This window comes from Akkermansia muciniphila, from assembly GCF_002884975.1.
GTDB lineage: Bacteria > Verrucomicrobiota > Verrucomicrobiia > Verrucomicrobiales > Akkermansiaceae > Akkermansia > Akkermansia muciniphila_C.
In genome coordinates this window covers 636,443-648,865 of the sequence record NZ_PJKB01000002.1, presented here as the reverse complement: position 1 = coordinate 648,865, position 12,423 = coordinate 636,443, and the positions used below count along the sequence as shown (strand labels likewise).

Annotated in this window: 12 protein-coding genes; 5 read left to right on the top strand and 7 right to left on the bottom strand. The window is 59.5% G+C overall.

Annotated elements, in window-relative coordinates:
* Positions 1 to 77 precede the first annotated feature (77 nt).
* The 3 genes from CXU21_RS08840 to CXU21_RS08830 are packed head-to-tail and all read left to right on the top strand — an operon-like array spanning position 78 to position 3,567.
* Positions 78 to 779, top strand: coding sequence for a succinate dehydrogenase cytochrome b subunit (locus CXU21_RS08840; RefSeq protein WP_102715081.1), 702 nt, complete (start codon positions 78 to 80; stop codon positions 777 to 779).
* Between the two features lie 21 nt (positions 780 to 800).
* Positions 801 to 2,759 carry a fumarate reductase/succinate dehydrogenase flavoprotein subunit gene (locus CXU21_RS08835; protein WP_102725771.1) on the top strand — a complete coding sequence of 653 codons (1,959 nt, stop codon included), beginning with the start codon at positions 801 to 803 and terminating at the stop codon, positions 2,757 to 2,759.
* Between the two features lie 40 nt (positions 2,760 to 2,799).
* Positions 2,800 to 3,567 carry a succinate dehydrogenase/fumarate reductase iron-sulfur subunit gene (locus CXU21_RS08830; RefSeq protein WP_102715077.1) on the top strand — a complete coding sequence of 256 codons (768 nt, stop codon included), beginning with the start codon at positions 2,800 to 2,802 and terminating at the stop codon, positions 3,565 to 3,567.
* Positions 3,568 to 4,159: 592 nt separating this feature from the next.
* Here the strand turns inward: CXU21_RS08830 and dtd are convergent.
* From dtd to CXU21_RS08790, 6 genes are all read right to left on the bottom strand, one after another.
* Complete coding sequence (gene dtd / locus CXU21_RS08820) at positions 4,160 to 4,612, bottom strand: D-aminoacyl-tRNA deacylase (RefSeq protein WP_102715075.1); 453 nt, start codon at positions 4,610 to 4,612, stop codon at positions 4,160 to 4,162.
* The gene (locus CXU21_RS08815; RefSeq protein WP_180972747.1) at positions 4,609 to 5,370 is read right to left on the bottom strand and encodes a LysM peptidoglycan-binding domain-containing protein; all 762 of its coding nucleotides are present in this window, start codon (positions 5,368 to 5,370) and stop codon (positions 4,609 to 4,611) included. The genes dtd and CXU21_RS08815 overlap by 4 nt, the downstream gene beginning before the upstream one ends.
* Positions 5,342 to 5,884: a hypothetical protein gene (locus CXU21_RS08805; protein ID WP_257996583.1), complete on the bottom strand. Its 543-nt coding sequence runs from the start codon at positions 5,882 to 5,884 to the stop codon at positions 5,342 to 5,344. The genes CXU21_RS08815 and CXU21_RS08805 overlap by 29 nt, the downstream gene beginning before the upstream one ends.
* A 94-nt stretch (positions 5,885 to 5,978) precedes the next feature.
* Entirely contained in the window at positions 5,979 to 6,221 is a 243-nt protein-coding gene (locus CXU21_RS08800; protein WP_012420022.1) for an acyl carrier protein, read from the bottom strand.
* A gap of 133 nt (positions 6,222 to 6,354) precedes the next feature.
* Positions 6,355 to 7,083, bottom strand: coding sequence for a type III pantothenate kinase (locus tag CXU21_RS08795; RefSeq protein ID WP_102715067.1), 729 nt, complete (start codon positions 7,081 to 7,083; stop codon positions 6,355 to 6,357).
* Between the two features lie 5 nt (positions 7,084 to 7,088).
* Positions 7,089 to 8,216, bottom strand: a complete 1,128-nt coding sequence (locus CXU21_RS08790; RefSeq protein ID WP_180972746.1) for an MGDG synthase family glycosyltransferase — start codon at positions 8,214 to 8,216, stop codon at positions 7,089 to 7,091.
* Positions 8,217 to 8,416: 200 nt separating this feature from the next.
* Here CXU21_RS08790 and fmt point away from each other — a divergent pair, with 200 nt between their 5' ends.
* Positions 8,417 to 9,361 (top strand): methionyl-tRNA formyltransferase, encoded by a 945-nt coding sequence (fmt, locus tag CXU21_RS08785; RefSeq protein ID WP_102725767.1) that lies wholly within the window; start codon positions 8,417 to 8,419, stop codon positions 9,359 to 9,361.
* 18 nt (positions 9,362 to 9,379) lie between these two features.
* Entirely contained in the window at positions 9,380 to 11,368 is a 1,989-nt protein-coding gene (locus CXU21_RS08780) for an ATP-dependent helicase (RefSeq protein ID WP_257997381.1), read from the top strand.
* A gap of 62 nt (positions 11,369 to 11,430) precedes the next feature.
* Here CXU21_RS08780 and CXU21_RS08775 read toward each other — a convergent pair whose 3' ends face one another.
* Complete coding sequence (locus tag CXU21_RS08775; protein ID WP_180972492.1) at positions 11,431 to 12,117, bottom strand: PEP-CTERM sorting domain-containing protein; 687 nt, start codon at positions 12,115 to 12,117, stop codon at positions 11,431 to 11,433.
* Positions 12,118 to 12,423: the final 306 nt, after the last annotated feature.

The following is a 12,423-nucleotide window of genomic DNA, read 5'->3' as shown; positions in this document are numbered from 1 at the left end:
GGAATTCAAGAAGAGGCTTGCCATCCGGTTTTGAACCGGGCATCCTGTGGAGACGCATTTATTTCATTAGAGCGCCTATGAATGCACTAGTAAAAACCATATGTACATTCGTGACATCCTCCATCGGCCGCAAAATCATTGTGGCGCTGACGGGGTTATGTTTGGTCTTGTTCCTTGCGGGACACCTGGCAGGCAACCTTCTCATTTTCGGGGGACCTGAATGGATCAACACTTACGCCCACGGCCTGCATTCCATGCCGGAAGCCGCCCTCTGGGGCATCCGCCTGGGCCTTGCGGTGATCTTCATCATCCATATCTGGCTGACCATCCAGCTGAAGCTGGAAAACCACGCCGCCCGCGAACCCTACGTGTTCAAGAACACGATCAAGGCTACGCTCTCCTCCCGCTACATGATCTACACCGGCCTGACTATCTTGGTGTTCCTGATCTACCACTTGTACCAGTACACCCTGCGCGTGGGCTATGACCCCTCCCAGTACACCGCCTTCATTTCCGACGGCAAGGTGGAAACCTTTGACGTATACAAGATGATCGTGGCCGGATTCTCCAATGTATGGTGCTCCGCGTTCTACATCCTGGCCATCCTGATGCTGTTCAGCCACCTGCGCCACGGCGTGCAGTCCATCTTCCAGACGGTGGGCGCTGATTCCCGCAAAATCCGGCCCTTCTATAACTTTCTCGCCATCGCGTACGGCGCAGTGATCTGCCTGGGCTTCATTTCCGTGCCGGTCTCGGTTCTTCTGGGTATCATCAAATAACCATCAACTCCTCTCAAAGTCATGATTAATTTTCCCGTAAGCGACTGGATGCCGGATGCCAAGATTCCCTCCGGCCCGATTCAGGACAAATGGTCCAAGTACAAGCTTGAGTCCAAACTGATCAACCCGAACAACAAGCGCAAGTACACCGTGCTCGTGGTAGGCTCCGGCCTGGCCGGCGCCTCCGCCGCCGCCACGCTTGCCGAGCTTGGCTACAACGTCAAGTGCTTCTGCTACCAGGACAGCCCCCGCCGCGCCCACTCCATTGCGGCCCAGGGCGGCATCAACGCGGCCAAGAACTACCAGAATGACGGCGACTCCGTCTACCGTCTGTTCTATGACACCGTGAAGGGCGGCGACTTCCGCGCCCGTGAAGCCAACGTCTACCGCCTGGCTGAAGTTTCCTCCAACATCATTGACCAGTGCGTGGCCCAGGGCGTTCCCTTCGGCCGCGAATACGGCGGCCTGCTGGACAACCGCTCCTTCGGCGGCGCCCAGCTCAAGCGCACCTTCTACGCACGCGGACAGACGGGCCAGCAGCTCCTGCTGGGCGCCTACCAGGCCCTGGAAAAGGAAGTGGCCAAGGGGCACATTGAAATGTTCGCCCGCCATGAAATGATGGATGTGGTGCTGGTGGACGGCGAAGCCAGGGGCATCGTCACCCGCAACCTGATCACCGGTGAAATCCAGTCCTACGCCGGGGACACCGTCCTGCTCTGCACGGGTGGCTACGGCAACGTCTTCTTCCTGTCCACCAACGCGATGGGCTGCAACGTCACCGCCGCCTACAAGGCCTACAAGCGCGGCGCCTTCTTTGCCAACCCCTGCTTCACGCAAATCCACCCCACCTGCATTCCGGTGAAGGGGGACTACCAGTCCAAGCTCACGCTGATGTCGGAATCCCTCCGCAACAGCGGCCGCATCTGGGTGCCCAAATCCCGTGAAACCGCGGAAAAAATCCGCAAGAAGGAAATCAAGCCTTCCGACGTTCCCGAAGAAGAACGCGACTATTACCTGGAACGCAAGTACCCCTCCTTCGGCAACCTGGCTCCGCGTGACATCTCCTCCCGCGCCGCCAAGGAAGCCTGCGACGACGGCCGCGGCGTAGCCATCACCGGCAAGGGCGTCTTCCTGGACTTTGCGGATGAAATCAAGCGCATGGGCCGCGAATGGATTGACGGCCAGTACGGCAACCTCTTCGACATGTACGAGGAAATCACGGACGATGATCCCCATGAAACGCCCATGATGATCTATCCCGCCTCCCACTACACAATGGGCGGCCTGTGGGTGGACTACAACCTCATGTCCAACGTGAAGGGCCTGCACGTCCTCGGTGAAGCCAACTTCTCCGACCACGGGGCCAACCGCCTGGGCGCCTCCGCGCTGATGCAGGGCCTGTCCGACGGCTACTTCGTGATTCCGGCCACCCTGCCGGCCTTCCTGACGACCATCAAGCCCGGCTCCGTCACCACCGCCTCCCCGGAATTCAAGGCCGCGGAAGACGAAGTGAAGGAACGCATCAACAAGCTCCTGAACGTAAAAGGCACCAAGACCGTGGATTCCTTCCACCGGGAACTGGGCCTCATCATGTGGGAAGACTGCGGCATGGCCCGTACGCGGGAAAGCCTGATGAACGCCATTGAACGCATCCCCAAGCTCCGCAAGGAATTCTGGGAAAACGTGCGCGTAACCGGCACGGCGGACGGCATCAATGCGGAACTGGAAAAAGCCTGCCGCGTGGCGGACTTCCTGGAATTCGCCCAGCTGCTCTGCTATGACGCCCTGAACCGCGAGGAATCCTGCGGCGCCCACTTCCGCGTGGAATACCAGCTGCCGGACGGCGAAGCCAAGCGCAATGATGAAGAATACGCCTACGTGGCCGCCTGGGAATACACCGGGGTGGACAGCCTGCCGATTCTTCACAAGGAACCGCTGACCTTCGACAACGTGCACCTTGCCATCCGCAGCTACAAGTAAAGATAGCCAATACATTAACACGTAAAAGAAAGATTATAACATGGCTAAAACACTCAATCTCACTCTCAAGGTCTGGCGCCAGGAAAACCGGGAAGCCAAGGGCCGCATTGAGACCTATGCCGCCAAGGACATTCCGGAAGACGCCTCCTTCCTGGAAATGCTGGACATCGTCAACGAAGGCCTGGTGAAGGATGGCAAGGAGCCTATCCACTTTGACCATGACTGCCGGGAAGGCATCTGCGGCATGTGCTCCCTGACGATCAACGGCATCCCCCACGGTCCGGAACGCCAGGTGACCACCTGCCAGCTCCACATGCGCAAGTTCAAGGACGGCGATACCGTCTGGATCGAACCCTTCCGCGCGAAGGCCTTCCCGATCCTGCGGGACCTCATGGTGGACCGCTCCGCCTTGGACCGCATCATCGCCGCCGGCGGCTACATTGACGTGCGCACCGGCTCCGCGCCGAACGCCAACAACATCGCCGTGGAAAAGGTGAAGGCTGAAGCCGCCTTTGACGCCGCCGCCTGCATCGGCTGCGGCGCCTGCGTGGCCTCCTGCAAGAACGCCTCCGCCATGCTGTTCACGTCCGCCAAGATTGCCCACCTCAATCTGCTGCCGCAGGGACAGCCGGAACGCACCAAGCGCGTCCTGTCCATGATGAAGCAGATGGAAGCGGAAGGCTTCGGCAACTGCACGAACCAGTATGAATGTGAAGCCGCCTGCCCGAAGGGCGTGAGCGTGGACAACATTGCCCGCCTCAACCGCGACTTCATCGTGGCCAACACCAAGGAAGGCCTCGCCTACTAAGGCGGGCCCCCTTTTCAAAACGTTAATCAGAACTCCCGGCGGCGCTCGTGCCCGCCGGGAGTTTTTTATTGCTCCGGGAAACGCCGCAAACCTGCGCAACAGACAGAAACCGGAGCAAGTGAAGCATTCCCACTTTCCGCAAGACGGCGCTGCAACCAACCATAAATAGACGGAAGAATAGGCCCTTAAATGGCTGAAAAGATCAGGAAGGGGAAAGAAAAGGGTGAAGTGTCCCCAATGGGACAAATGCCCCTTTCAATTATTCAAGACGGACCCTTTCAGGCATTTATTTCTTCAACTGCCCCGTGGCCCTTCCATTCCGGAGCGGAAGCCTGTATTTTCAAGCTTCTTCAACCAATTTCAACCCTTTTCAAGTATTTATGGCTGGTCACAGCGCGCCTTATACGTGCCGAACGCAAAAACGGTACGGCTTCCCTTTATTGGCCCTGTCACTTCCGGATGGAGGCAGTCCCCATTCCGCAAGGCCGCTCCACTCTCCACTCTCCACTCTCCACTCTCCACTCTCCACTCTCCACTCTCCACTCTCCACTCTCCACTCTCCACTCTCCACTCTCCTCACTCACCCCTCCCGTCACTCCCTGCTGCGGGAGTCCATGAAAATGGTTACCGGCCCGTCGTTGACCAGGGAAACCTGCATGTCCGCGCCAAACTCCCCGCTCTGCACCCTGCCTTCCAGCAAGTCCGCCAGTTCTTCCTTGAACAATTCATACAGCGGGATGGCCTGTTCAGGCCTTGCGGCGCGGATGAAGGAGGGCCTGTTGCCCTTCCGGGTGGAGGCGTGCAGCGTAAACTGGCTCACCACCAGCGCGCTTCCCCCCATCTCCCTGGCAGAAAGGTTCATCTTCCCCTCCGCATCGGAAAAAATGCGCATATCCGCCGCCTTCCTGGCAAGCCAGCACACGTCCTCTTCCGTATCCGCCTCTTCTATGCCCGCCAGGATCAGCAGGCCCGGCCCCGTTCTTCCGGCACACACGCCGCCGATGTGCACGGCAGCCTCCGTAACGCGCTGAATGACCAGTCTCACTGCTCCGCTCCCTTCTCCCTGAGAATGGTCACCCTGGTGCCAGCGCGGGTCAGCATGGCCAGTTCATTGCAGTCCTGACGGCTTAAATAAAAGCCCGGTGAACGGGGCGCGCCGCGGGAGGCGTCAATGACATACCCGCCCGCCGCCAGCAGCAGCGTCTTATCCGCGGAGGGAAACTGCTTGCTGTAAATGGAAACGGAGGCCTGGTCCTCCTTGACGGCGGTTTCCACATTCTTTTTCCCGCCATCCCTCATGGCCAGAATGGGGTACCCTTTCACAAAATTCTTACCGTCGTAAAGGCAGACCTCTTTTTCCGGCACGTTGACTACCACATGGAAATTCAGGGGACGGTACTTGAACACGTCCCCCGCATGCAGGATGGGAATATCCATCAGGCCGTTGAGATGCATCAGCATGGCCTGGGAACATTCCAGCTTCCTGACCATGCGTATCCAGGAATCCCCCCTCCGGACGGTGTATTTCTTCACGTCCGGACCGTTGGGGTCCAGCAACTGGCGGATGCGAAGGCTGCCGATGAGATCCTTTGCCTCGCGCCCTACCACGCCGCCCTGCTCCGCCAGGGGCTGGAGCAATTCCAGAGCCTGGGGCAGCGTGCCGCGGTCCATCAGGCGGCGCGCCTCGGCCAGGGCTTCCGGGCGGCGCGGCCAGAGGGAATAGTTCTCTCCGTCCGCCAAAACTCCCTGGGCGCAGAAGGCCGCCGCCAGCAGGCTAAAGAAGACCCTTGCGCTTGAAGTCAAAGATATTGATCTCATGGGATTTTTGTATCATTTCCACGGTGAATTTCAAGAGGGAGACCTCCCATGCGTCATCCACCCCCTCAATGAGGGCCATGAACGTATCCTCCCCGTTGCGCACCTGGTCCAGCAGGCGCCCGCGCACGGACTCAATGGGTTCGTGCAGAATTTCCTCCCTCACCTCCGACCTTTTGAAGCTGAAACCATATTCCAGCAGCGTCATGAAGCCCGGCCCATTTTTGGCAAGCCAGTCAAAGAAGCGTTTGGCTTCACCGGAAAAACCCTCCGTACTGACTTCATTGTAAATGGAAGGCTTGATGATTTTGGGCTTCTCCGCCTCCACCCAGCCGCTGCGCACGCGCACCACGCCCGCTTCATCCATCAGCTCGCTGATAAGAAGGAAATTGAACCTGGTATCCCCAAAGGTGTCAATACGGCGGTCCGGTTCATAAATCACCCGGGTCATCTCCGCCGCATAGCGGATGTCGTCACGGGAGAAGGCGGGCAGGTCATTCATAAGAGAAGAAAGCTGGGGGCTTTCCATAAAAAAGCGGCTTCCTTGCCTTGGACAGGGAAGCCGCTTCTGTAATAAAGGATTTTAGCAGTTCAACTTAACCCTGAACCTTTTCGATGTAGGCAACCACGTCGGCAACGGACTGGAGCTTTTCAGCTTCTTCGTCGGGCACTTCAATGTCAAAGTTTTCTTCGAAAGCCATCACGAGTTCAACGGTATCCAGCGAATCAGCACCGAGATCCTCGATGAATTTCGCATCAGCAGTCACTTTATCGGATTCAACGCCAAGTTGGTCAACGATGATACTTCTTACTTTTTCTTCGATGCTGTTGTCAGACATGATATTTATTGTTAAGGTTCATGAATACTACATGGGGTATACGCAATTTGCAACACCTATTTGTGAGTTTTTACGTGTCATCCGGCCGTTTTTCCGGAAGTAATGGATTCCTGCCCAGTCCATTGCCCGTTTTTCAAAGATTCAGGGGGGCCGCCATGCGCAACCCGTTCAGCGTGATATCCGGGTCCACGTGGTCAATGCGCTCCACGCCCCTGGCGATCAGCGCGGCATCCCCTCCCGTAGCCACCACGGCGGGACGGACGCCCAGCTCCTCCTCCAGCCGGGCCAGGATTTCCTTCACCAGCCCCCGGTAGCCGTACACGGCGCCGGACTGCATGGCCTCCACCGTGCTGGTGCCGATGACGCGGGAGGGCTCCTGGGGGTCAATGGCGGGAAGAAGAGCGGTATTGCGCGCCAGGTAATCCCCCATGCTGGCAAGCCCCGGAGCGATCACGCCGCCCTTATACGTGCATTCAGGGCCGATCACGTCAAAGGTCACGGCGGTGCCGAAGTCCACCACGACGCACGGATATCCGTAATACGCCACGGCGCCTACGGCATTCGCCAGCCTGTCGGCGCCTATCTGGCGCGGGTGCGGATAGTCAATGCCCACGTTCAGCCGGGAATCACAGGAGAGGAAGTGGCACGGCCTGGCCATCCAGTTTTTCAGCACTTCCGCCACGCGCGGCACCACGGAGCATACCACGGCGGCGTCATAACGGACGCCGGACAGCACTTCATCCAGCCGTTCCTCGCTCACCTCCCGGGTGGGGATCATGTACCGTTCCGGCAGCAGGGCGTCCGGCGTGGAGAGCACGAACTTGGTGCGCGTGTTGGAATTGTCAATCAGCAGATAGGTCACGGGAATCAGTTAGTATGTTCCTGCGCCAGTTTCAAGACCAAATCCGCTATCCGTCCGCTTCCTCCGGTCATATCCGCCTTCAGCAGATTTTCATGCATGCGCCGCCACTGCGCGCCGCCGTCCGCCATCATCCCCGCCAGCGCGGAGGCCAGGGCGCGGGCATCCGGAACGTGGCAGCCGCCGCCCAGCTTCTCCAGCAGGTGCGCGTTGCCCTCTTCCTGGCCCGGAAGAAGGAAGTTGACCAGCATGGGCCGCGCGGACGCCAGCACCTCATGCACGGTAGCCCCCCCGGCCTTCCCCACCACCACATGGCTGGCTGAAAGATAGTGGGGCACGCGGCGCGTCCAGCCGCGCACTTTCAGCCTGCGCCCGTACCTGGCGCGCAAATCCCGTAGATGGGGATAAATGCGCCTGAACCGGCGCCCCAGGATACAGGTCACGCTGATGGCGGGGTCCGCCTCCAGCATGGCTTCCAGCTCCGCACGGGCATGCCGCGCGGAACGCTGGGCGAAGTAAAGGACGCGGAACGGTTCCCCCTCCCTCCAGGAAACGGGATGCTCCCGCGCCAGCGCGCCCAGGCCGGGATTCACGGGAAAACCCGTCACGCGCAGCCTGTCCGGAGGAAGGCCCTTTTCCATCATGATTTCCCGCGTCCAGGGATCCGTTACGGCCCACAGCGGGGATTCCGAACACAGCCAGGACTTGTTGATCACGCAGGAGTCCGTCACGACGGTCAGGTACGGCACAGTCTTTCCGGTACGGGCCGCCAGGGAATCCAGCATGTAGGGGTACACCATGTACGTGGAGACCACGGCGTCCGGCTTCCACTCCCGCAGCAGGCGTTCCAGCAGATGTTCCACCGGGCCCAGCCCCTTGACGGGCTTTTCCGCCAGGTTGCGCCTGTCGCTCACCTCATACATCAGTTTCCAGAGGCGCGGAGTGCGGGAAATGATCCAAAGGTACGCGGCGCGGGTCACGCGGAACATGCCGGGCATGGCCTCCGCGCACAGGTCCGTCACGCGGACCTCCGCACGCCCCGCCAGGGCATCCCGCACGCCTCCGGCCGCGGAATGATGCCCTTCCCCGTACCCTGCAGTCAGAATCAGAATGCGCGGCAGCCTTCCTTTCTCCATGGAGCAAGGATATACCATATCCGGCCCGGTCGGAAAGAACTTCTTGCAGGGAAACGGCCATGCGGGGCATTCGCACGCCCTTTTCCCGGCCGCCGCAGGACGGAAGGGAACCGTAAAAACGGCCTTCCGGCGCCAATATTCCCCTTCCGGGTCCGGATTTAACATTGACCTGCGCAGGCCGTCAGGGCAAGCTTTCAGCCATGCGCATCGTCTTCATGGGCACAGGCGACATTGCCATTCCCGCCTTCCGCAGCCTGATCCGTAACACGGACCTGGTAGGCCTGGTTACGCAGCCTGACCGCCCCGTGGGCAGGCACCAGGTGCTTACGGCTCCCGCCATCAAGAACCTTGCCAGGGAAGCGGGCATCCCCGTGCTCCAGCCACATTCCCTGCGGACGGCGGACGCGCTGGTCAACCTCAGAAGATTGAACCCGGACCTGATCGCAGTCATGGCATACGGGCAGATTTTAAGCCAGGAAGTAATTGACCTGGCTCCCATGGGCTGCATTAACGCGCACGCCTCCCTGCTGCCGCGCCACCGCGGGGCAGCCTGCATCCAGTCCGCCATCAAGTCCGGAGATTCCCACACGGGAATCACGATCATGCACATTGTCAAAAAACTGGACGCGGGGGACATCATCGCCCAGATCAGCACCCCGCTGGAAGGAACGGAAACCGGAGGAATCCTGCACGACAAGCTGGCGCAGATGACGCCGGACGTTCTGCTCCCGGCCATCCATTCCATTGAGAAAGGGACCGCTACCCGCGTTCCCCAGCAGGAGTTCCTGGCGACGTACGCTCCCAAGCTCCTGCGAGCGGACGGCAGGATTGACTGGACGCGCCCCGCGGAGGAAATAGGCCGCATGATCCGGGCGTATGACCCGTGGCCCGGCACCTTCACCAATTACTGGAACCGCAAGAACCGCATCCGCAACATGAAAATTTTCCCCGGCTTCACCATCGTTCCGGAGGCGGAAGGGAAACCGGGCCAGGTGCTTTCTGCCGGGGAGCAGGGGCTGCTGATCGCCTGCGGAAGCGGCGGCCTGCTGGTGACGGACGTCCAGCTGGAAGGCAGCACGCGCATGAGCATTTCCCAGTTGATTGCCGGGCACCCGAATTTGAAAGACATCCACTTCGACGTGTAAATGGGAAAATCCTTTTCCATGGACAGCCTGAACACGGCCCAGAGGAAGGCCGTGCAGACCCTTCAGGGGCCTGTGCTGATTCTGGCCGGGGCCGGAACGGGCAAGACGCGCACCGTCACCTGCCGCATCGCCCACATGGTGGACCGCGGCATCAGCCCCAAGAGCATCCTGGCCGTCACGTTCACGAACAAGGCCGCCCTGGAAATGCGGGAGCGCGTGGGCCAGATGGTGGAGCGGAAGGCGGCGCGCCAGATCATGGTGAGCACCTTCCATTCCCTCTGCGTGCGCATCCTGCGGGAAGACATCGGGCGCCTGGGGTACAAGACCAATTTCACCATTTACAGCGGTTCCGAGCAGAGCGGCCTGATCCGGCGCCTGATCGTCCGCCACGGAGGCATCACGGAAAAAATCGGTCCCAAGGACGTCCTTTCCGCCATGAGCCGGATGAAGAACAGCGGCCTGGGCCTGGACTCCATTGAAGACAACCTGACGGCCAACATTGCCGCCTCCTACCAGCGGGAGCTCCAGGCGCAAAATTCCGTGGACTTTGACGACCTGCTGATCCTGGCGGACAAGCTGCTGAAGGAGCATCCGGACGTGCGGGAAGCCTGGCAGCAGCGCTTCCGCTATATTACGGTGGATGAATTCCAGGATACCAACAGCCTCCAGATGAGCCTGCTGGGCCATCTGGTAGGTCCCGCGCACAATGTCTGCGTGGTGGGGGACGACGACCAGTCCATTTACGGCTGGCGCGGCGCCCAGATCAGCAATATCCTGGAGTTCGAACGCTTTTTCCCGAATCCCACCGTCATCAAGCTGGAGGAGAATTACCGCTGCACCGCCCCCATCCTGGACGCGGCCAATGCCCTGATCCGCCACAACCTGGGCCGCAGGGACAAGACGCTGCGTGCCCACAAGGGAGGCGGGGAAGCCGTCCGCCTGATTTCCATGCCCGGAGACGCGGAGGAGGCGGAGTTCATCATCACGGACATTGAAAACGTCCGCAGGCAGGAGGAACGCCCCTGGGAGGACTTCGCCATCCTGTTCCGGGCGAACACCCAGAGCCGCATCATTGAACAGACGCTCCGGGAGCACAAGATTCCCTACCGCATGGTGGGCGCGCAGAGCTTCTTTGACCGCAAGGAGGTGAAGGACCTCATTTCCTACCTGGCGACAATTGAAAACCCGCAGGCGGACGAATACCTGCTGCGCATCCTGAATACGCCCCCGCGCGGCATCAGCGAGCTGACCAGCCACCTGGCCATTGACTGGAGCCGGGAACACGGCAACAGCGTCTGGGCCGCCCTGCAGGACGAGGAATTCCTGGCGGCCCTTTCCACCCGCGCCCGCAACAGCGTGCAGGAGTTCAATGAGCTGATCGCCAGGTACATTGACATTTTCCAGGACAAGGAGACGGACTTCGGCGACGCCATGGAGCAGCTCATTGAGGAAACCGGGTTCAGCGATTATGTAACGCGCCTGTGCAAGACGGAAGCTGAAATCCAGAAGCGCCTCGTCTCCATCGGGGACGTGAAGGCCTCCCTCCGCAACTTCTGGCAGCCCGGAAAAACCCTCCGGGATTACCTGGCCCAGGTCACCCTGGACAAGGAGGATAATGATGACGACGTGGAGAACAAGCCCGGCGTGTGCCTGATCACCATGCACGCCGCCAAAGGGCTGGAATTCCCGGTGGTGTACCTCGTAGGGCTGGAAGAAGGCATCCTGCCCCACAAGCGTTCCCTGGAAGACGGCAACTGTGACGAGGAACGCCGCCTGCTTTACGTGGGCATCACGCGCGCGCAGGAAAAACTCATGCTGACTTATTGTTCCACGCGCCTGCGCTACGGGGACCGCATGCCCTGCCAGCGCTCCTCCTTCCTGAGCGAGATTCCGCCCCACCTGATGGAGTATGCCAAGTGGGACGACCTGATGAATGCGGAAGCCACGGAGGAGGAATCCGGGAACTTTTTCGACTCCCTGCGCAGCATGCTTCTGGAGGACGATTAAAAGGCAGCCGGGTGTTTCACCGGCTGCCTTCAGACCATGAGTTATTGTTTACTGAAACAGGTTCAGTGGGTGCGGCGGCGGCGCATCAGCAGGGCAGCCAGTCCAAGAAGGCTCAGTGAAGCCGTAGCCGGTTCCGGCACCGTCAGGTTGGGCATTCCGTCCCTCACCGCCAAGGCGGACATTCCATACTCGCCTGCCACGCTAAGCAAGCTGTCGGAAAATTCCATGGTGAGCGAAGAATTGGGATTGAAAGAAGAAGTGGTTTCAAACTGCCAAGTCAACATGAACGTACCGCTGGAAAGCAGGGTAGCCAAACTCCCGCCGCTGATGTGGAGCAGGTCCACTACCTGTCCGTTGGAGCCGGCCAGGTAGATATTCTTGACGTTGATGCCGGTACCATTGAGGGTTACGGGGCTGTTTGTCCCCCACGTGGCCACATTGGCCAAGCCGCTTATGGTGAACACAGAAGACATCGTATAGCCACTGTTGGCCTGGAACCCGGTAACGCTAACATCGCCGGGAGCGACAAGGCCGCCCACTCCAAGAACGAGGGTCTCATTCCATCCGCGGGTGGTCTTGGCGGCATCCAGATCATAGCCGTAAGCCTGTTTCCACATGTTCAGGCCGCCACTTCCGATCGTGTGCGTCCCGTACATGTTGCTGTTGGTAGCCTGCACTCCTCCGAGGAGACCGCCGGAGATGTTATAGGTAACCTGGATCGCGGACGCCGTACCGTCCGTAGCTTTCATGGAAGTGCCGGTGGTGCGGTTGCCATTTGTCATTGTACCGCTTGCCAAATTCCACGGAGCGGAATAGGTGTTCGAACTTTCACCGAACGAAACCATTGTTGTCTTCCCCCATCCCGGTGCGGAGCACAGGAGAGCAAGGAGCGACATTACACATAAACGCATTTTCATATCATTAGCAGATATAGAGTTTTTCCTTTTGTTTATTTCCTTGTCGGCGTTTTTTATTTGAGTGACGTCAACAAGTAATTTGACTCGAACGCACCCTCCGGGTTCACGCAACAGATGAAAAAAAAATCCCATTTTTCC

Excerpts from the sequence above, each read along its gene's own strand:
- CXU21_RS08840 (WP_102715081.1), top strand. The coding sequence starts at position 78 with ATGAATGCACTAGTAAAAACCATATGTACATTCGTGACATCCTCCATC.
- CXU21_RS08835 (WP_102725771.1), top strand. The coding sequence starts at position 801 with ATGATTAATTTTCCCGTAAGCGACTGGATGCCGGATGCCAAGATTCCC.
- CXU21_RS08830 (WP_102715077.1), top strand. The coding sequence starts at position 2,800 with ATGGCTAAAACACTCAATCTCACTCTCAAGGTCTGGCGCCAGGAAAAC.
- CXU21_RS08805 (WP_257996583.1), bottom strand. The coding sequence starts at position 5,884 with ATGAATGACCTGCCCGCCTTCTCCCGTGACGACATCCGCTATGCGGCG.
- CXU21_RS08800 (WP_012420022.1), bottom strand. The coding sequence starts at position 6,221 with ATGTCTGACAACAGCATCGAAGAAAAAGTAAGAAGTATCATCGTTGAC.
- CXU21_RS08790 (WP_180972746.1), bottom strand. The coding sequence starts at position 8,216 with ATGGAGAAAGGAAGGCTGCCGCGCATTCTGATTCTGACTGCAGGGTAC.
- fmt (WP_102725767.1), top strand. The coding sequence starts at position 8,417 with ATGCGCATCGTCTTCATGGGCACAGGCGACATTGCCATTCCCGCCTTC.
- CXU21_RS08780 (WP_257997381.1), top strand. The coding sequence starts at position 9,380 with ATGGACAGCCTGAACACGGCCCAGAGGAAGGCCGTGCAGACCCTTCAG.
- CXU21_RS08775 (WP_180972492.1), bottom strand. The coding sequence starts at position 12,117 with ATGAAAGCTACGGACGGTACGGCGTCCGCGATCCAGGTTACCTATAAC.